The following is an 18,143-nucleotide window of genomic DNA, read 5'->3' on the forward strand; positions in this document are numbered from 1 at the left end:
CGGGTATGTGACCCCTTGTCAAAACACGACCCGCCTTCTTTTCAGCTTGCAGGCCGGGGTCCGCCTGCCGGACCGGCGCGCCCCAGTGGCGGTCCGGTCCGGTGCCTTTTTCAGGGGCAGGTGACGTCGTTGGTCAGCGCAAACAGCATCAGCGCCAGCACCAGCGTCATGCCCGCGATCATCAGCACCCGCAGCGCCCCGTCCGAGGGCGGACGGCCGGTGACGGCCTCCCAGGCGTGAAAGACCAGGTGGCCGCCGTCCAGCACCGGCACCGGAAAGAGGTTCAGCAGCCCCACCCCCGTCGACAGCGCCGCGACGAACCACACGAAGCTGACCAGGCCCTGGCTGGCCATCGCACCGGATGTCTTGGCGATGCCGATGGGCCCCGTCATGTTGCACGACGAAATGGCGCCGGTGGCGATGTTCCACAGCCCGTCAAGCGAGGTCACGATGACCTGCCAGGTCTGCACCACCCCGCCCGAGATCGACTGCCACAGCCCCGCCCGGGTGGTGGCCAGTTCAAAGGCCATGCCGCCGGCGATGCCGATGCGCCAGTGGGTGACGAAACCGCCATTGGCAGCCGGTTCATCGACGCGGCGCGGCACAAGGGTGAAATGCAGATCCCCGGCCTGCCCCGGTCGCCAGACCGTCAGCGCCTGCGGCGCGCCGTTCGATCCCTCGACCTTCTGGCGCAGCTGGTCGAAGGCGACGATCGGATCGCCACCCACGGCGGTGATCACGTCGCCCTGTTTCAGCCCCGCATCATAGGCGGCGGAATTGGGCGACAGCTGCACCACCAGCGGCGGATAGGGATAGGGGCCGGGCACGGTGATCTGTTCCCCGTCGCGCTTGACGGTATAATCGACCAGCGGGTCCTGCGGCACGGTCTTGGTTTCGCTGGCATCGGTGTCGTCGCTCATGCCGGGCAGCGTGACGCCACCGATGGCGACGATCTGGTCGCCCGGCTGCAGTTCCGACTGCATCGAGCCCGCAACCGGCGGCAGCGCCCGCAGGCTGCCCACGGCAATCGGCTGGGCCACGTCGCCGCGTGCGAACAGCAGCACCGCGAACAGCACCGACGACAGGATGAAGTTAAAGACCGGCCCCGCCGCCACCGTCGCGGCCCTGGCCCAGAGCGGCGCACCCATCATCGTCTCGCGCCGTTCGGCGGCGGTCATGGCGCGGATCGCCTCGCCGTCCTGGGTGGCCGAGGCCGCATCGCCGTCGCCGCGGAAACGCACGTAGCCACCGAAGGGCAGCGCCGCGATCTGCCAGCGCGTGCCGTGCCGGTCCATCCGCGACACCAGCACCGGCCCGAACCCCAGCGAGAAGACCTCGGCCTTGATGCCCGACCAGCGGCCGACGATGTAATGCCCGTATTCATGGATGGCGACGATGATCGACAGCGCGATCACGAAGGCCACGACCACGTAAAGCGTGCTCCCGAAGAGGGGCAGAAGAGAAGTCATGCGGTCCCAGTTCCTGTAACGGCGGGCAGGTCGTCGCGCGCCCATAGCCTACCCATCTGGTCCGCGCCGAGCACGTTATCAAGGGTGAAATCCGCGTCGATCAGCGACGTATCGCCATCGGCGCGGTCAAGAACCCGCGACACGGTGCGCGCCATGTCGTTGAAACCGATCCGCCGGTCGATGAAGGCATCCATCGCGACCTCCTTGGCGGCGTTCATCACCGCCCCCGACAGGCCGCCGCGGCGCATCACCCGCTGGGCGATCTGCAGCGCCGGATAGCGCGCCGGATCGGGCGCCCGGAAGGTCATCTGGCCGATCTTGGCGAAATCCAGCCGCTCGACCGGCAGGGGCGCGCGGGCGGGCCAGTTCAGCGCATAGCCGATGGCATGGCGCATGTCGGGCGGGCCCACATGGGCCAGCAGGCCGCCGTCGACATGGCCCACCATGGCGTGGATCAGGCTTTCGGGATGGATCAGCACCTCGATCTGGTCGGGATCCAGGTGGAAGAATTCGCGCGCCTCGATCACTTCCAGCGCCTTGTTGAACATCGAGGCGCTGTCGATGGTGATCCGCTGCCCCATCGCCCAGTTCGGATGGGTCGAGGCCTGTTCCGGCGTCGCCTGCGACAGCGCCTCGATCGGCCAGTCGCGGAAGGCGCCGCCCGAGGCGGTGATGATCACCCGCTCGACCGAGGCCATGTCTTCGGTGCCAAGGGCCTGGAAGATCGCCGAATGTTCGCTGTCGACGGGCAGCATCCGGGCGTCGTGGGCGGTGGCCTCCGACAGCATCAGACGGCCGGCGCAGACCAGGCTTTCCTTGTTGGCCAGCGCCAGCGTCGTGCCCTTGCGCAGCGCCGCCAGACCCGGCGCCAGACCCGCAGCCCCGATGATCGCCGACATCACCCAGTCGGCCGGACGTTCGGCCGCCTCGACCAGCGCCTGCGCGCCGGCGGCGGCCTCGATCCCGGTGCCCGACAGCGCGTCGCGCAGGTCGTCCAGGCGGCTTTCATGGGCGGTGACGGCCAGCCGGGCGTTCAGCCGGATCGCGTCCCGCGCCAGCTGGGCGATGTTGTGGCCGCCGGTCAGGGCCTCGGTGGCATAGGCGTCCGGGTCCCGGGCAATAAGGTCGATGGTGCTCTGACCGATGGAACCGGTCGCACCCAGGATGGTGATCCTGCGCATGGGTTTACCCCGCGATGAAGAAGAGCCCGGTCCAGGGCCCGGTGATCAGCAGCATGAGCGTCGCGCCCAACATGCCGTCGAACCGGTCCAGCAACCCGCCGTGGCCGGGAATGAGATTGGAGCTGTCTTTCACGCCCACCCGCCGCTTGGCGGCGCTTTCGGCGATGTCGCCCATCTGGGATGCCATCGACAGAGCGACGGAAACGGCCGCGATTTCAACGCCGTGGTCGGTGTAATGGCCGACCCATGCGCCCAGGATCGCAGAGGCGACCCAACCCGCCGTGGTGCCCGCCCAGGTCTTCTTGGGGCTGACGCGCGGCCAGAATTTCGGCCCCCCGATCAGCCGGCCCGCGAAATAGCCCGCCACATCGGTGACGACGACAACGGCCACGACCCAGGCCAGCCAGCCCAGGCCCTGATCGTCGCGCAGCCGCACCATGCCGTAGCCCGCCAGCAGGATCATCGCGCAGAAGGTCAGGAACATCGAGCGCCGCTGCGGCACTACCGCGATCCCCGCCATCGAGGGGATCAGCAGGAACGGCAGCGCCAGCCCCCCCGGCAGGTAGATCGCCGCCGCCAGGCAGACGGTGGCGATGGCGCCCATCAGCAGCGCCTCGCGCTTGCAATAGGGCGCGATCATCCGCGCCAGCTCCCAGGCCATGCCCCCGCAGACCAGCGCGATGAACAGCCGAAACCAGGTGCCGCCCGCCCAGATCAGCGCGCCGCCCCCCAGCACCATCACCACCCCCGACAGCACGCGGGGCATCAGGTCGGACCAGTTGCGCCCTGCCATGATCAGCCCTTCACCCCGCCAAAGCGGCGGTCGCGACAGGCGTAGTTCTGGATCGCACGGCCAAAGACCTCGCGCGAGAAATCGGGCCAGAGCGTGTCGACGAAATCGTATTCCGCATAGGCCGACTGCCACAGCAGGAAGTTCGAGATCCGCGCCTCGCCGCTGGTGCGGATCACCAGATCGGGATCGGGCAGCACGCAGGTATCCAGGTATTTCGGCAGCGTTTCCACGTCGATATCGGCCGGGTTCAGGCGACCGGCGGCGACATCCTCGGCCAGGCGCTTGGTGGCGCGGGCCACCTCGTCGCGGCCGCCGTAATTCAGCGCGATGGTCAGGTTGGTGCCGGTGCAATGCGCCGTCATCTCTTCCAGCTCGTCCATCAGCGCCTGCAGCTTGTGATCCAGCCCCGGGCGGTCGCCGATGAAGCGCACGCAGACATTCTGGTCGCGCAGCGCCCGCGCCTCCTTGCGGATATAAGAGCGGAAGAGGCTCATCAGCCCCGCCACCTCGATCTGGGTGCGTTTCCAGTTCTCGGTCGAGAACCCGAAGATCGTCAGATACTTGACCCCGAAATCGGGGCAGGCCTCGACGATCTCGCGGACGCGCTTGGCGCCCGCGTGGTGGCCGAACAGCCGCGGCCGGCCGCGGTTCGTCGCCCAGCGGCCGTTGCCATCCATGATGATCGCCACATGACGCGGACCGGGCCTGACCGGAACGGATGCCTCGTCCTGCGCCATGGGATCTCCTTCCGTCTTCTGCCGATGCGCGGGGGCGCGCATCAGACCTGCATGATCTCGGCTTGTTTGACCTCCAGGGCCTTGTCGACCTTGGCGATATAGGTGTTGGTCAGGTCCTGCACCTCGGATTCCCAGAACTTCTGGTCATCCTCGGACATGCCGTCGGCCTTGGCCTTCTTGATCTGGTCCATGCCGTCGCGGCGCACGTTGCGCACGGCCACGCGGGCGTGCTCGGCATATTGGGCGGCGACCTTGGTCAGCTCCTTGCGGCGTTCCTCGTTCAGCTCGGGGATCGGCAGCATGATGATCGTGCCGTTGAGCTGCGGGTTGATGCCAAGACCGCTTTCACGGATCGCCTTTTCGACCTTGCCGACCATGCCGCGGTCCCAGACGTTGATCGTGACCATGCGCGGCTCGGGCACGTTGACGGTGCCCAGCTGGTTGATCGGCGTCGGCTGACCATAGGCGTCGACGGTCACCGGCTCCAGCATCGAGGCCGAGGCACGGCCGGTGCGCAGCGAGGCGAATTCCGTTTTCAGGTTGGTCATCGCACCATCCATGCGGCGCGAGAGAGCGTCGGTATCGAGCTCGAATTCGTCGGACATCTGCTCTTTCCCCCTCGGGTATGCTTATTCGCTGCTCCTATAGCCCCAGTCACGGCATGTTGTATAGAGCAGCGCCAAATTTCACGACGCCGGGCAACGCAAAGGCAGGTCCCGTCCACCGGGGCGGACGGGGCGGCAGTTCGCGAAAGCGCCGGCAGGCGGCCCTCAGTCGTGGACCGTGGTATAGGTGCCCTGGCCGGCCAGGATACCCTTGAAGCCGCCCGGCTCGTCCAGCGGGAAGACGATGATCGGCTTGTGGTTGTCACGCGCCAGCGCAATGGCCGAGGCATCCATCACCTTCAGGTTCTTCTGCAGCGCCTCGTCATAGGACACATAGTCATAGCGCTTGGCATCGGCGTGCTTCTTGGGGTCCTTGTCATAGACCCCGTCGACGCCGTTCTTGCCCATGAAGATCGCCTCGCAGGCCATCTCGTTGGCGCGCAGGGTCGCGGCGGTATCGGTGGTGAAATAGGGGTTGCCGGTGCCGGCGGCGAAGATGCAGACGCGCTTCTTCTCAAGGTGGCGGACGGCACGGCGGCGGATGTAGGGTTCAGCCACCTCGTCCATGCGGATGGCGCTGATGACGCGGGTGAAGACGCCAAAGCCTTCCAGCGCCGACTGCATCGCCAGCGCGTTCATCACCGTCGCCATCATGCCCATGTAATCGGCCGTGGTGCGTTCCATGCCCTGCGCGGACCCCGCCAAGCCGCGGAAGATGTTGCCGCCGCCGATCACCATGCAGATCTCGACGCCGAGGTCATGCACCGACTTCACTTCCAGCGCCAGGCGCTCGACGGTCGGCGGGTGCAGACCGAATCCCTGCGGACCCATCAGAGCTTCGCCGGAAATCTTAAGAAGAACCCGTTTGTACTTGGGGTCCTGGGCGGTTTCGGACATAGTGCACTCCTCTGCGAGCCGGGCTGGATGGGGTCCGGCGCAAAATGTCCGAAATGCCCGGGGGGTTCAATGCGGGAAATCATGAACTTGCACCGGATGATTAGGGTGTGCCGATGATGCAGGCATTGCGCCTTCTGCCCGGGCAGCATGTTCTGATTGCCGGACCGACGGCCTCTGGCAAGACCGCGCTGGCGCTCGACATCGCGGAACGCCAGGGCGGCGTGATCGTCAATGCCGACGCGCTGCAGGTCTATGACAACTGGCGCATCGTCTCGGCCCGGCCATCGGTCGCGGAAACCGCCCGGGCGCCGCACCGGCTGTTCGGCCATGTCGGGCGGCAGCAGGCCTACAGCGTCGGCGACTGGCTGCGCGAGGTCTCGGGCCTGCTGGACGGCCCCGAGCGGCTGATCATCATCGGCGGCACGGGCCTCTACTTTACCGCCCTGACCGAGGGCCTGGCCGAGATCCCGCCGATCCCCGAGGTGGTGCGCGCCCGGGGCAATGCGCTGCGCGCCGCAGGCGGTCTGGCGCAGATGATCGCGGAACTGGACCCCGAGACCGCCGGCCGGATCGACCGCGCCAACCCCGCCCGCGTGCAGCGCGCCTGGGAGGTCCAGCAGGCCACCGGCCGGGGACTTGCCGCCTGGCAGGACGACACGCCGCAGCCCCGGCTGCCGCTGTCCGACGCGCTGCCGCTGCTTTTGCAGGCACCCAAGGACTGGCTGACCCCCCGCATCGAGAGGCGATTCGACCAGATGCTCGCGGAAGGCGCGCTGGAGGAAGCGCGGGCCAACCTCGACGGGTGGGATCCCGCCCTGCCCTCCTCGCGGGCCATCGGCGGACCGGAACTGATCGCGCATCTGCGCGGCGAAATTTCGCTGACCGAGGCCCGCGAACGGGCGATCATTGCCACCCGCCAGTATGCAAAACGCCAGCGTAGCTGGTTTCGCGCGCGCATGACGTTGTGGAACCCGCTGATCCCGGGTGAGGTTTTGCAATTTTCCGCGGAGTAGGTAGTATTGCGCGATCCAAGGACGATGCGCCCCGGCCATCTTCCGCCCCTCGATCCTGACACCCCGGCCCCACCCTTGCAGACAGGACCGGAGCCATCCGCGCCTTAACCGGAGCCTGCCACCTTGAACGACCAATCGCCCCCTGCCGTCACCAGCATGACCCTTTCGCGGCTCACTGCCGGCGGCAACTGGCGGCTGCAGCTGCCGCATGAGCGCGACCACCATTTCTTCCTGTTCCTGGCCCGTGGCCACGGGCGCTGCGTGGTGAACGGCCGGCGCCGGGGGCTGTCGACCAATGCCGCGCTGTTCGTGCCCGCGCATGTGCTGATGAGCCTCGACATCGGCCGCCAGAGCTATGGCGAGGTGGTGCTGATCCCGCCCTCGGCGATGGTGCAGGTGCCGAACGAGACGGTGCTGATCTCGGTGCGCACGCCGCCCGCCCAGGCCGAGCTGACGATGGGCCTCGATGCCATCCGCCGCGAGCAGGAAGAGGCCCGCCCCCATGCTGCCGAGGCGCTGGAGGCCCATGCCGCGCTGCTGTCGATCTGGATGCGGCGGATGCTGCGGGCCGAACGCTCGATCCCGCGCCCCCATAACGAGGACGAGGCCCTGGCCGCGGCCTTTGCAGGCATGGTGTCGCGCGACTATCGCACCAACCGCGGCGTGCCCGAGCTGGCCGATGACCTGGGCGTCAGCACCCAGGCGCTGACCACCAGCCTGGCCCGCACCGCCGGCGTCGACCCCGAGGACCTGCTGGCCGGCCGCCGCCTGCACGAGGCCCGCGCCATGCTGGAAGACGGCCGCCTGCCGCTCAGCCTGATTGCGGACATGCTGGGCTTTGGCGGGGCGGCCAAGTTCTCGACCTTCATCCAGCAGCAGACCGGCCTGCTGCCCGATGCGCTGCGCCGCCGCCCAGGCGCCTGATACCGCCCCTTTTGCATCGCAATCCCGCCACAGGGACATGCGAAGGATTTGACCGGCACCGGATGCATCCTGTGCTATGCAGATCCCAGGGCCGCCCGGCGGACCCCGGCACCATCCGGGGCCGCCGCGGTGCATCCCGGCCCTACGGCCGGGCGGGCCCCAGGCACAGGGGGGAACCGTCATGACCAGCACCACACGCCACCCGGGCAGACCGCATCCGGCCGCCCGCATGTATGCCCGCGAATTCCGCGCCGGCCTGCTGGAGCGACGAGAGTTCCTGGCGCGCGTCTCGGCCCTGGGGGTCAGCGGTGCGGCGGCCTATGCCCTGGGCGGCCTGCCCGGCCCCGCGAGCGCCCAGGAGGCGCCGCGCCGGGGCGGCACGCTGCGCGTCCAGATGACCACCCGCCCCCTGAAGGACCCACGGACCTTCGACTGGCCCGAGATGGCCAATTTCACCCGTGGCTGGCTGGAATACCTGGTGGAATACGACCGCGACGGCACGTTCCACGGCCGCCTGCTGGACCATTGGGAGGTCAGCGAGGACGCCGCGCATTACCGGCTGCACCTGCGCCGGGGCGTGCGCTGGTCGAATGGCGACGGCTTCGTGGCGCAGGACGTGGTCTTCAACCTGCAGCGCTGGTGCGACACGACGGTGGCGGGCAATTCCATGGCGACGCGGCTGGCGTCACTGGTCGATCCGGCCACCGGCCAGCTGCGCGCGGGCGCGGTGACGATCGTCGATCCGCATACGCTGGATGTCACCTGCGCGGTGCCGGACATCACCCTGATCCCCAGTTTCGCCGATTACCCGGCAGCGGTGGTGCACCCGTCCTATGACGGCGGCGATCCTTCGGTGGCGCCGCTGGGCACCGGGCCCTACCTGCCCGCCGAAAACCTGGTGGGCGAACGTCAGGTGCTGGTGCGCAACAGCGCCCATGACTGGTGGGGCGACGGCGCCTGGCTGGACCGGATCGAGCTGATCGACCTGGGCACCGACATGGCGACCTGGGCCGCCGCGGCCGAAGACGGCCAGATCGACATGACCTACCAGACCACCGGGGATTTCATCGCCGCCCTCGACCGGCTGGGCTGGACGCGCTCCGAGGCGATCACCGCCGCCACGCTGACCGTGCGCTTCAACCGCGCCCATGCGCCCTATGACCAGCAGGCCGTGCGCCGGGCGCTGGTCGATGCGGTCGACAATGCCGTCATCCTGGAACTGGGCTATGGCAACCTGGGCACCGTGGCCGAGAACCACCATGTCTGCCCGATCCATCCCGAATATGCCGCCGTGCCCGGCATTCCCACCGACCCGAAAGGCGCGCTGGCGCGGCTGCAGTCGTTGGGCCAGGCGGAGACGGAATTCGAGCTGATCTCGCTCGATGACCAGTGGCAGTCGGAAACCTGCGATGCCGTCGCCGCCCAACTGCGCGATGCGGGCATCCGGGTGCGGCGCACGATCCTGCCGGGCTCGACCTTCTGGAAGGACTGGCAGGGCTATCCGTTCTCGGCCACGGAATGGAACATGCGGCCGCTCGGAGTGCAGGTGCTGGCGCTGGCCTACCGCAGCGGTGCCTCTTGGAACGAGACCGGCCATGCCGATCCCGCCTTCGACGCGCTGCTGGATCAGGCGCTGGCGCTGGCCGATGCCGGGCAGCGCCGGGTGATCATGGCACAGCTGGAAACCCGGCTGCTGGAGGATGCGACGATGATCCAGCCCTACTGGCGCTCGCTCTTCCGTCATGCCCGCCCCGGGGTCCAGGGCGCCGAGATGCACCCGACGCTGGAGCTGCACCATTACCGCTGGTGGCTGGACGCCTGACCGGCAGGCGCCCGTCCGCTCAGATCTTGCCCCAGATCGCCCGGACGTAGTTCTGGGTTTCCTCGAACGGCGGGATGCCGCCGTACCGCTGCACCATCTGCGGGCCGGCATTATAGGCCGCCAGAGCCAGCGGCCACGAGCCGAAGCTGCGGTACTGCGCCGCCAGATAGCGCGCGCCGGCATCCAGGTTCTGGTAGGGGTCATGGGCATCCGCCCCCATCAGCCGTGCCGTCCCCGGCATCAGCTGCGCCAGCCCGATCGCCCCCTTGGCCGACACCGCCCGGGGGTTCCAGTTGCTCTCGCGCTGGACCAGCCGCAGGAACAGCGCCTCGGGGATCGAATGGCGCGACGCGGCAGAACGCGCCATGTCCAGATAGGGGCCGGAATACGTGCCCTGGTAAAACAGCGCCGCCGCACCGCCATCCCATTTGCTGGGGGCCGCGAAGCTGCGGGGGGTCAGAGAGATCTCGGAAGCGTAATCCTGAGAGATGCGGGCATCCAGAACCTTGGTCCTGGCCTTGAACTGTGCCATCCGCGACCTGTCCGATGACGTATCCGCACCTGCCGGCTGGCTCATGCAGATGGCCAGCCCGAACGCGACCGCTGTCGCGACCCCCGTACCCTTCATGTCCCATGCGTCCTTGTTGTTGCGCGGTGCCTGTAGAGCACAGGCGGCGGAAAATTGCACCCTTCCCCTTGCGCTTGTCGGCAATGGGCCGCGCATGCGATGAAACAATGGAACCCGGGGGAAAGCGGCGGAAAGATTCGCAGCGCTTTACCTTTTGCGCCCGCTTTGGTGTAACGCTCGGAACCGACGCACCCGGATTCGACCGGGACTACAGATATGGGGAGATGCGAATGGCCGGATCCGTCAACAAGGTGATCCTGATCGGCAATCTCGGGCGTGACCCGGAGGTCCGCTCGTTCCAGAATGGCGGCAAGGTCTGCAACCTGCGCATCGCCACGTCCGAGACCTGGAAGGACCGCAACTCGGGCGAGCGCAAGGAACGCACCGAATGGCACACCATCGCGGTCTATTCCGAACCGCTGGTGCGCGTGTGCGAGCAGTACCTGAAGAAGGGCAGCAAGGTCTATATCGAGGGCCAGCTGGAAACCCGCAAGTGGCAGGACCAGAACGGCGCCGACCGCTATTCGACCGAGATCGCGCTGCGCCCCTACCGCTCGGAACTGACGATGCTGGATGGCCGCGGCGAAGGCGGCGGCGGTGGCAGCTACGGCGGCGGCGACAGCTATGGCGGCGGCAGTGACGGCGGCTATGGCGGCGGCCGGTCCTCCGGGGGTGGCGGGCGCTCTTCGGGCGGTTACGACGACCGTGGCGGATACGGCGGTGGCAGCAGCCAGGGCGGCGGGGCACCCAGCCGCGATTTCGACGACGAAATCCCGTTCTGAGGGCCCGGCCCTGACCCCCTGACATCCGACCGCCCCCGCAGTGCCGCTGCGGGGGCGTTTCTGTTTCGGCAGCGGGCCTGTTCTGGTGTTGTGGAGGGGCATGTGAGCCGGCTCCCGCCCGGATGCCCGCTGTCTTTGGCCGCGCGGCCCCTTGCAGGGGATCGGCACATCCTGCCGCCGGGCGCCGCGCCCCTTGCCCGGCCCAGCATGACCGACGCGGCGTGTTCCGCGTAGCGTGTTCGGTGTCCCTTGCCCCGCGCCGCGCGGCCAAAGGCGGGCGGCCCCAATTGAGCGGCCAAGGCGGGGCACCGGGGTCAGTGCCGGGGCGGCGGCAGCAGCGGTTGCAACTGCGCGGGAATATCGGGATCCAGCGGCGGCCCCCGCGGCGTCACCAGCCAGGATACGGCCGTCAGCGCCAGAAAGGTCGGCACGCCCGCGGCACAGGCCAGCAGCAGCGCCGACTGCCAGGTCGGATGCGGCGGCTCGATCTTCGGAAGGGATGGGGTGCGGCTCATGCGGTCATTAACCGGGAAGTAGGTTTCCACATGCTTAACAGGGGCATGATGGATGGAATCCGCCCCCTGCCGCGGTTGCGGCAGCACCCGTTCTACCCCAAGGTCCTGCAGCGGCTGGGCCATGACCCGCAGCCGCTGCCGGGCGGCGGGCTGGTGCTGCGGCGCCGCGCGGGGCCCCTGCCCCTGGCCTGGCTGCCCGAACCGCCCGAGCTGCCGGACCTGACGGGCTGGCCCGGCATCGTGCTGATCAACGCCGCCGATGCGGCGGGCGACCGGGCGGCCCGCGCGCAGGGCGCCGTGCCGCTTCTGACCCCGCAAAGCCACGCCCTGCTGCCGATCACCGAACCGCAGCAGATGCAGGCCACGCTCTGGCCGAAATGGCGCAACCGGCTGCACCGGGCCGAACGGCTGGAGGTCCGCCATGCCCCCCTGCCCGCCGATCCCGGCCACTGGCTGCTGGCCGAGGAAGCCCGCCAGCGCCACGCCCGCCGCTACCGTGGCCTGCCCGACGCGCTGGTGCTGCACTGGCCGCAGACGCGGCTGTTCACCGCCCATGCCGGGGCCGAGCCCATCGCGGCGCTGCTGCTGCTGCTGCATCCGCCCTCGGCCAGCTACCAGATCGGCTGGAGCAGCGCCGAGGGCCGCGCCGCCTGCGCCCAGCATCGCCTGCTGTGGGAGGCGATGCTGTGGCTGCACCGCCAGAAGATCGCCCAGCTGGACCTGGGCACGATCGAGACCCGACAGGCCCCGGGGCTGGCGCGGTTCAAGCTGGGCACCGGGGCGCGGATCTTTCGCGCAGGCCATGCCTGGGGCTGGCAAAGAGGTGTCGCGGGGCTGCTCAGGCGGATAGGATAGGCGCTTTCTTCTGGCCTTTTGCGCCTTCCCGGTATAGGCGCGGGCGCGAACCCAAGAGGAACCCCATTCAATGGATCTGCGAAATATCGCCATCATCGCCCACGTCGACCACGGCAAGACCACGCTTGTCGACGAGCTGCTGAAGCAGTCCGGGGCCTTCCGCGCGAACCAGGCCGTCGCCGAGCGTGCGATGGACTCGAACGACCTGGAACGTGAACGCGGCATCACCATCCTTGCCAAGGCGACTTCGGTCGAGTGGAAAGGTCACCGCATCAACATCGTCGACACGCCCGGCCACGCCGACTTTGGCGCGGAAGTCGAGCGCATCCTGTCGATGGTCGACGGCGTGGTGCTGCTGGTCGACGCCGCCGAAGGCCCGATGCCGCAGACGAAATTCGTGACCTCGAAGGCGCTGGCCCTGGGCCTGCGTCCGATCGTGGTGCTGAACAAGGTCGACAAGCCCGACGCCGAGCCCGACCGGGCGCTGGACGAATGCTTTGACCTGTTCGCCAACCTGGGCGCGGACGAGGACCAGCTGGACTTCCCGCATCTTTACGCTTCGGGCCGTTCCGGCTGGGCAGACACGACGCTGGACGGGCCGCGCAAGAACCTGGACGCGCTGTTCCAGCTGGTGCTGAACCATGTGCCGAAGCCCAAGCAGCTGACCAAGCAGGATGACGATTTCCGCATGCTGGCGGTGACGCTGGGCGCCGACCCCTTCGTGGGCCGGATGCTGACGGGCCGCGTGGAATCGGGCAAGCTGAAGGTCGGCCAGACCGTGCAGGCGATTTCCCGCATCGGCCAGAAGATCGAACAGTTCCGCGTCACCAAGATCCAGGCCTTCCGTGGTCTGGGCCAGCAGGACATCGAGGAAGCCGTGGCCGGTGATATCGTGTCGCTGGCCGGCATGACCAAGGCGACCGTGGCCGACACGATCTGCGCCCTGGCCGTGGACGAGCCGCTGGAAGCCCAGCCGATCGACCCGCCGACCATCACCGTGACCTTCGGCATCAACGACAGCCCGCTGGCAGGTCGTGACGGCAAGAAGGTGCAGTCGCGCGTCATCCGCGACCGCCTGATGAAGGAAGCCGAGACCAACGTCGCCATCAAGATCAAGGACACCCCCACGGGTGACGCCTTCGAAGTGTCGGGTCGTGGCGAACTGCAGATGGGCGTTCTGATCGAGAACATGCGCCGCGAAGGGTTCGAGCTGTCGATCTCGCGTCCGCAGGTGATCCTGAAGGAAGACGAGAACGGCCAGAAGCTGGAGCCGATCGAGGAAGTCACCATCGACGTGGATGACGAGTACTCGGGTGCCGTGATCGAGAAGATCACCGGTGCGCGCAAGGGCGAGATGACCGAGATGAAGCCCGCCGGCGTCGGCAAGACCCGCATCATGGCGCTGGTCCCGGCCCGTGGCCTGATCGGCTATCACGGTGAATTCCTGACCGATACCCGCGGCACCGGCGTGCTGAACCGCGTGTTCCACAGCTGGGCCCCGTTCAAGGGGGCGATCCCCGGCCGTCGGGCTGGCGTGCTGATTTCCATGGAACAGGGCCAGACCGTGGCCTATGCGCTGTGGAACCTGGAAGAGCGCGGCCGCCTGTTCCTGGGTGCGCAGGCGGATGTCTACCAGGGCATGATCATCGGCGAGCATTCGCGCGACAACGACCTGGAAGTGAACCCGCTGAAGGGCAAGAAGCTGACCAACGTGCGCGCCTCGGGCACCGATGACGCGGTGCGTCTGACCACGCCGATCACGCTGTCGCTGGAAGAGGCCATCGCCTACATCAACGACGACGAGCTGGTGGAAGTGACCCCGAACGCGATCCGTCTGCGCAAGCGCTACCTTGACCCGCACGAGCGCAAGCGCATGTCGCGCGGCTGATCGGGCGAACTGGCGCCGCCCTGCGGCGCCAGGCCTCCGGCGGAGGTATTTAGGAACAAGAAAATGGGGCGCGTCGGATCAGATCCGGCGCGCCTTTTCCGTGGCCGCGGTCAGCGCGCTGGAGAGGGCGCGGTCGAAGGAACCGTGCTGGAGGGTCTCGAGCCCGGCGGCGGTGGTGCCGGCATAGGCCAGCATCCGCTGCACATGCATCGCGGGCGTTGGATCGTGGCGCAGCATTTCGCCGCTGGCGTGGAAGAGCTGGCGGATGGCGCGCAGGGCAATGTCCTCGGGGATGCCGCAGGCGGTGGCGTGGCGGATCATGCTGTCGGCCATGTAGGCCACGAAGCCCGGAACCGGGCCGGTCATGGCGGTGAAATCGTCGATATGGCGTTCCTCGGGGATCTCGTCCGTGGTGCCAATGGCGCCGAAGAGCGCCCGGGCGGTGGCGCGGTCGGCCTCGGAGACATCGGGCGTGGCGATCCAGGGGGTATAGGCCAGGCGCTGTTCGGCGGCGGGGCTGGACATGGCGCGGATGCAGCGGGGGCTGCCGGTGGCCTGCTGCATCTGCTGAAGCGTCAGGCCCGCGACCACGGAAAGGATCAGCGTGTCCGGGGCGTCGAGGCGCAGCGCGGGCATGGCGGCGGGCGGGATGCACAGCAGCACCGCGTCGCAGGACGCCACCAGCGCCTGGGGATCGGTGGTGAAGGTGACGCCTTCGGCCGCGTCCAGAGGCACCGGGCGGGCACTGCGGTTGCACAGCATCAGGTTGGCGCCGGGCAGACCCGCGTGAAGCAGGCCCTGCGCGATGGCGCGGCCCAGCATGCCGCTGCCGATGATACCGAAACGGATGGATGAAAGCATGGCCTGACCTCCCCTGTCGGGATCACGATAGCAGGCGTGCGGCCATGAAAAAAGCCGCGCGAGGGGCGCGGCTTTTTCCGGACGATGGGAGGGCGGTTTATTCGTCGCCCTCGACGATCATCAGATCGCGTTCCGAGGCGCCACGGGCGTGGCTGAGGGCCTCCTGGTATTCCGGGCCGCGATAGCAGGCTTCGGCCTGTTCGAGACTGGGGAAGACCGCCAGGACGTTGCGGACGCGCTCGTTGCCTTCCAGCCAGACATAGCGGCCGCCGCGGGCCAGGAAGCGGCCCTCGTACTTGGCGATCGCGGGACCTGCAAGTTTCGCGTAGCGGCCGTAGGCCTCTTCATCGGTCACGCTGACATGCGCGATCCAGTACCCTTTGGACATTCTGGTTCTCCTTATCCGGCAATCGCGGCACGACCGGCCGCGATGGCATCCTCGGCACCGGCAAAGTCCTTGCCGCCGCCCTGGGCCATGTCCGGGCGGCCACCGCCGCCCTTGCCGCCGACAGCCGGCACGGCCGCCTTCAGCACATCCACGGCCGAAACCTTGTCCGTCAGGTCGTCGGTGACGCCACAGGCGACCGCAACCTTGCCGTCCTCTTCCGCGACCAGCAGGATCACGCCCGAGCCCAGACGCTGCTTGTGCGCATCAATGAGCGCCCGCAGATCCTTGCCCGAGACGCCCTGCAGCGCCTGGCCCAGGAAGGGCACGCCGTTCACCGTCTCGACCTCGGGGCCGGCACCGGTGCCCGAGCCACCCATGGCGATCTCGCGCTTGAGCTGCGAGACCTCGTTCGAGAGGTGGCGGCGTTCCTCCAGCAGCGCCTTGACGCGTTCGATGGCATCGCTGCCGGTGGCCTTCAGCAGGCCCTCAATCGTGGCAAGGGCGGTGTCGCGGCCGCGCAGTTCCGCAAGCGCCGCGGCGCCGGTCAGGGCCTCGATCCGGCGGACACCGGCCGAGGAGGCGCTTTCCGAGGTCAGCGCGAAGGCACCGATGTCGCCGGTGCGGGTGACGTGGGTGCCGCCGCAAAGTTCCAGCGACCAGGTCTTGCCGTCGGCGCCCTTGCCGGTGTCGGCGCGGCCCATCGAGACCACGCGGACCTCGTCGCCGTACTTTTCCCCGAACAGCGCCTGCGCGCCCAGGGCGCGGGCGTCATCGGGGGTCATGATGCGGGTTTCGACGGGGGTGTTCTGGCGGATGAAGGCGTTCACATCGGCCTCGACCTTCGCCAGTTCCTCGGGCGTCAGCGCCGCGGAATGGGTGAAGTCGAACCGCAGGCGGTCGGGCGCGTTCAGCGAGCCGCGCTGCGCGACGTGATCGCCAAGCGCATCGCGCAGGGCCTCGTTCAGCAGGTGGGTGGCCGAGTGGTTGGCGCGGATCTGGCCACGGCGGGCATGGTCGACCTCGAGGATCGCGGCGGCACCACGGGTGATCCGGCCCTGGGTCACCTCGCCCATGTGCAGGAAGAGGCCGTTGACCTTCTTGGTGTCGGTGACGCGGAAGATGCCGCCTTCGACGCGGATCTCGCCGGTGTCGCCGACCTGACCGCCGCTTTCGGCGTAGAACGGCGTCTGGTTCAGCACCAGGGTGACGGTGGCGCCGGTCTCGGCGGCCTCCTGCGCGGCGGCATCCTTGACGATGGCAAGGATCTGGCCTTCGGCGGTCTCGGTGTCATAGCCCAGGAACTCGGTCGCGCCGTGCTGGTCGGCCAGGTCGAACCAGATGGTCGCATCGGCGGCCTCGCCGGTGCCGGACCAGGCGGCGCGGGCCTTGGCCTTCTGTTCGGCCATGGCGGCATCGAAGCCGGTGGTGTCGACGGTGCGGCCCTTTTCCCGCAGCGCATCCTGTGTCAGATCGAGCGGGAAGCCGTAGGTGTCATAGAGCTTGAAGGCCGAGGCGCCGGGCAGCTCTGCCCCTTCGGGCAGGTGCGTCAGCTCTTCGTCCAGCAGTTTCAGGCCACGGTCGAGGGTCTGGCGGAACCGGGTTTCCTCCAGCTTCAGGGTTTCCTCGATCATCGGCTGGGCGGCGCGCAGTTCCGGGTAGGCATCGCCCATCTGGCGTACCAGTTCCGGCACCAGGCGGTGCATCAGCGGATCCTGAGCGCCCAGCAGGTGGGCGTGGCGGGCGGCGCGGCGCAGGATGCGGCGCAGCACGTAGCCGCGGCCGTCATTGCCGGGCATCACGCCATCGGCGATCAGGAACGAGGTCGAGCGCAGGTGGTCGGCGATGACCCGGTGATGGGTCTTGCCGGGGCCGTCGGGATCGCTGCTGGTGGCATTGGCCGAGGCCTCGATCAGCGCGCGCATCAGGTCGGTGGCGTAGTTGTCGTTGGTGCCCTGCAGGAGGGCCGCGACCCGTTCGATGCCCATGCCGGTGTCGATCGACTGCATGTCGAGCGCGCGCATCGAGCCGTCCTCGAACTGCTCGTTCTGCATGAAGACGACGTTCCAGATCTCGATGAAGCGGTCGCCGTCTTCCTCGGGGGATCCGGGCGGGCCGCCCCAGAATTTCTCGCCGTGGTCGTAGAAGATTTCCGAGCACGGGCCGCAGGGGCCGGTCGGGCCCATCTGCCAGAAGTTGTCGGAGGTGGCGATGCGGATGATCCGGCTTTCCGGAACACCGAGCTTCTTCCACAGCTCATAGGCCTCGTCATCGGTGTGATAGACGGTGGTGGTCAGCTTGTCCTTCGGGATGCCGAATTCCTTGGTGACCACATCCCAGGCGAAGGGGATCGCCTCGGTCTTGAAATAGTCGCCGAAGGAGAAATTCCCCAGCATTTCAAAGAAGGTATGGTGGCGGGCGGTATAGCCCACATTGTCGAGGTCGTTGTGCTTGCCGCCGGCGCGCACGCATTTCTGCGCCGACGTTGCGCGGGTGTAGTCGCGGGTCTCGACCCCGGTGAAGCAGTTCTTGAACTGCACCATCCCGGAGTTCGCGAACATCAACGTCGGGTCATTGCGCGGCACCAGAGGGGAAGACGGCACGACCGTATGTCCCTGAGCCTTGAAATAGTTCAGGAATGTCGAGCGGATCTCGTTCAGCGTCTGCATTCTTGTCGGCCTTTTCCGGTTGCACGGCGTTCTGGTGATTTAGCGGGGCGGGCGGGCAGTGTCTACAGGGGGTGTGGCTGCCGCCGCGCCCAAAGTCACAGGGCGTGGAAGGGGGGCTC

The 18,143-nt window shown here is 68.0% G+C and carries 17 protein-coding genes; 6 read left to right on the top strand and 11 right to left on the bottom strand.

Annotation, left to right across the window (positions count from 1 at the left end; translation table 11 throughout):
• Positions 1 to 110: 110 nt before the first annotated feature.
• The 6 genes from rseP to pyrH all read right to left on the bottom strand — a co-directional run bounded on the left by rseP (position 111) and on the right by pyrH (position 5,682).
• Positions 111 to 1,469, bottom strand: a complete 1,359-nt coding sequence (gene rseP, locus AC2ITM_RS10755) for an RIP metalloprotease RseP (RefSeq protein WP_486466645.1) — start codon at positions 1,467 to 1,469, stop codon at positions 111 to 113.
• Positions 1,466 to 2,650 carry a 1-deoxy-D-xylulose-5-phosphate reductoisomerase gene (dxr, locus tag AC2ITM_RS10760; protein WP_486466646.1) on the bottom strand — a complete coding sequence of 395 codons (1,185 nt, stop codon included), beginning with the start codon at positions 2,648 to 2,650 and terminating at the stop codon, positions 1,466 to 1,468. Before dxr ends, rseP begins: the two co-directional genes overlap by 4 nt.
• Positions 2,651 to 2,654: 4 nt before the next feature.
• Positions 2,655 to 3,443, bottom strand: coding sequence for a phosphatidate cytidylyltransferase (locus tag AC2ITM_RS10765; RefSeq protein ID WP_486466647.1), 789 nt, complete (start codon positions 3,441 to 3,443; stop codon positions 2,655 to 2,657).
• A 2-nt stretch (positions 3,444 to 3,445) separates the two neighbouring features.
• Positions 3,446 to 4,180 (bottom strand): polyprenyl diphosphate synthase, encoded by a 735-nt coding sequence (uppS, locus tag AC2ITM_RS10770; RefSeq protein WP_486466648.1) that lies wholly within the window; start codon positions 4,178 to 4,180, stop codon positions 3,446 to 3,448.
• Between the two features lie 41 nt (positions 4,181 to 4,221).
• Positions 4,222 to 4,785, bottom strand: coding sequence for a ribosome recycling factor (gene frr / locus AC2ITM_RS10775; RefSeq protein ID WP_486466649.1), 564 nt, complete (start codon positions 4,783 to 4,785; stop codon positions 4,222 to 4,224).
• A gap of 165 nt (positions 4,786 to 4,950) precedes the next feature.
• Positions 4,951 to 5,682 (bottom strand): UMP kinase, encoded by a 732-nt coding sequence (gene pyrH / locus AC2ITM_RS10780; protein ID WP_486466650.1) that lies wholly within the window; start codon positions 5,680 to 5,682, stop codon positions 4,951 to 4,953.
• A gap of 113 nt (positions 5,683 to 5,795) precedes the next feature.
• Here pyrH and miaA point away from each other — a divergent pair, with 113 nt between their 5' ends.
• The 3 genes from miaA to AC2ITM_RS10795 all read left to right on the top strand — a co-directional run bounded on the left by miaA (position 5,796) and on the right by AC2ITM_RS10795 (position 9,441).
• Positions 5,796 to 6,695: a tRNA (adenosine(37)-N6)-dimethylallyltransferase MiaA gene (miaA, locus tag AC2ITM_RS10785; protein WP_486466651.1), complete on the top strand. Its 900-nt coding sequence runs from the start codon at positions 5,796 to 5,798 to the stop codon at positions 6,693 to 6,695.
• Positions 6,696 to 6,818: 123 nt separating this feature from the next.
• Entirely contained in the window at positions 6,819 to 7,619 is an 801-nt protein-coding gene (locus AC2ITM_RS10790) for a helix-turn-helix domain-containing protein (protein ID WP_486466652.1), read from the top strand.
• 181 nt (positions 7,620 to 7,800) lie between these two features.
• Entirely contained in the window at positions 7,801 to 9,441 is a 1,641-nt protein-coding gene (locus AC2ITM_RS10795; RefSeq protein ID WP_486466653.1) for an ABC transporter substrate-binding protein, read from the top strand.
• 19 nt (positions 9,442 to 9,460) lie between these two features.
• On the opposite strand, the gene AC2ITM_RS10800 is transcribed toward AC2ITM_RS10795, so the two are convergent.
• Entirely contained in the window at positions 9,461 to 9,973 is a 513-nt protein-coding gene (locus AC2ITM_RS10800; RefSeq protein WP_486466654.1) for a lytic transglycosylase domain-containing protein, read from the bottom strand.
• A gap of 326 nt (positions 9,974 to 10,299) precedes the next feature.
• Between AC2ITM_RS10800 and ssb the strand changes: the two genes are divergently transcribed.
• Positions 10,300 to 10,851: a single-stranded DNA-binding protein gene (gene ssb, locus AC2ITM_RS10805; protein WP_486466655.1), complete on the top strand. Its 552-nt coding sequence runs from the start codon at positions 10,300 to 10,302 to the stop codon at positions 10,849 to 10,851.
• 314 nt (positions 10,852 to 11,165) lie between these two features.
• Here ssb and AC2ITM_RS10810 read toward each other — a convergent pair whose 3' ends face one another.
• Complete coding sequence (locus AC2ITM_RS10810) at positions 11,166 to 11,366, bottom strand: hypothetical protein (protein WP_486466656.1); 201 nt, start codon at positions 11,364 to 11,366, stop codon at positions 11,166 to 11,168.
• 45 nt (positions 11,367 to 11,411) lie between these two features.
• On the opposite strand from AC2ITM_RS10810, the gene AC2ITM_RS10815 reads away from it, so the two are divergent.
• On the top strand, positions 11,412 to 12,221 hold the full coding sequence (locus AC2ITM_RS10815) for a GNAT family N-acetyltransferase (RefSeq protein ID WP_486466657.1): 810 nt from the start codon (positions 11,412 to 11,414) through the stop codon (positions 12,219 to 12,221).
• A gap of 70 nt (positions 12,222 to 12,291) precedes the next feature.
• Positions 12,292 to 14,109 carry a translational GTPase TypA gene (gene typA, locus AC2ITM_RS10820; protein WP_486466658.1) on the top strand — a complete coding sequence of 606 codons (1,818 nt, stop codon included), beginning with the start codon at positions 12,292 to 12,294 and terminating at the stop codon, positions 14,107 to 14,109.
• 78 nt (positions 14,110 to 14,187) lie between these two features.
• Here the strand turns inward: typA and AC2ITM_RS10825 are convergent, their stop codons facing one another.
• The 3 genes from AC2ITM_RS10825 to alaS all read right to left on the bottom strand — a co-directional run bounded on the left by AC2ITM_RS10825 (position 14,188) and on the right by alaS (position 18,024).
• The gene (locus AC2ITM_RS10825; protein WP_486466659.1) at positions 14,188 to 14,970 is read right to left on the bottom strand and encodes a pyrroline-5-carboxylate reductase family protein; all 783 of its coding nucleotides are present in this window, start codon (positions 14,968 to 14,970) and stop codon (positions 14,188 to 14,190) included.
• A 97-nt stretch (positions 14,971 to 15,067) separates the two neighbouring features.
• Positions 15,068 to 15,358 (bottom strand): DUF1330 domain-containing protein, encoded by a 291-nt coding sequence (locus AC2ITM_RS10830; protein ID WP_486466660.1) that lies wholly within the window; start codon positions 15,356 to 15,358, stop codon positions 15,068 to 15,070.
• Between the two features lie 11 nt (positions 15,359 to 15,369).
• Positions 15,370 to 18,024 carry an alanine--tRNA ligase gene (alaS, locus tag AC2ITM_RS10835; RefSeq protein WP_486466661.1) on the bottom strand — a complete coding sequence of 885 codons (2,655 nt, stop codon included), beginning with the start codon at positions 18,022 to 18,024 and terminating at the stop codon, positions 15,370 to 15,372.
• Between the last annotated feature and the right edge of the window lie 119 nt (positions 18,025 to 18,143).

Source organism: Pseudooceanicola sp. NS-SX9, assembly GCF_057380705.1.

Excerpts from the sequence above, each read along its gene's own strand:
- frr (WP_486466649.1), bottom strand. The coding sequence starts at position 4,785 with ATGTCCGACGAATTCGAGCTCGATACCGACGCTCTCTCGCGCCGCATG.
- alaS (WP_486466661.1), bottom strand. The coding sequence starts at position 18,024 with ATGCAGACGCTGAACGAGATCCGCTCGACATTCCTGAACTATTTCAAG.
- AC2ITM_RS10765 (WP_486466647.1), bottom strand. The coding sequence starts at position 3,443 with ATGGCAGGGCGCAACTGGTCCGACCTGATGCCCCGCGTGCTGTCGGGG.
- rseP (WP_486466645.1), bottom strand. The coding sequence starts at position 1,469 with ATGACTTCTCTTCTGCCCCTCTTCGGGAGCACGCTTTACGTGGTCGTG.
- AC2ITM_RS10800 (WP_486466654.1), bottom strand. The coding sequence starts at position 9,973 with ATGGCACAGTTCAAGGCCAGGACCAAGGTTCTGGATGCCCGCATCTCT.
- AC2ITM_RS10795 (WP_486466653.1), top strand. The coding sequence starts at position 7,801 with ATGACCAGCACCACACGCCACCCGGGCAGACCGCATCCGGCCGCCCGC.
- miaA (WP_486466651.1), top strand. The coding sequence starts at position 5,796 with ATGATGCAGGCATTGCGCCTTCTGCCCGGGCAGCATGTTCTGATTGCC.
- dxr (WP_486466646.1), bottom strand. The coding sequence starts at position 2,650 with ATGCGCAGGATCACCATCCTGGGTGCGACCGGTTCCATCGGTCAGAGC.
- typA (WP_486466658.1), top strand. The coding sequence starts at position 12,292 with ATGGATCTGCGAAATATCGCCATCATCGCCCACGTCGACCACGGCAAG.
- AC2ITM_RS10815 (WP_486466657.1), top strand. The coding sequence starts at position 11,412 with ATGATGGATGGAATCCGCCCCCTGCCGCGGTTGCGGCAGCACCCGTTC.
- AC2ITM_RS10830 (WP_486466660.1), bottom strand. The coding sequence starts at position 15,358 with ATGTCCAAAGGGTACTGGATCGCGCATGTCAGCGTGACCGATGAAGAG.
- AC2ITM_RS10810 (WP_486466656.1), bottom strand. The coding sequence starts at position 11,366 with ATGAGCCGCACCCCATCCCTTCCGAAGATCGAGCCGCCGCATCCGACC.
- AC2ITM_RS10825 (WP_486466659.1), bottom strand. The coding sequence starts at position 14,970 with ATGCTTTCATCCATCCGTTTCGGTATCATCGGCAGCGGCATGCTGGGC.
- uppS (WP_486466648.1), bottom strand. The coding sequence starts at position 4,180 with ATGGCGCAGGACGAGGCATCCGTTCCGGTCAGGCCCGGTCCGCGTCAT.
- ssb (WP_486466655.1), top strand. The coding sequence starts at position 10,300 with ATGGCCGGATCCGTCAACAAGGTGATCCTGATCGGCAATCTCGGGCGT.
- pyrH (WP_486466650.1), bottom strand. The coding sequence starts at position 5,682 with ATGTCCGAAACCGCCCAGGACCCCAAGTACAAACGGGTTCTTCTTAAG.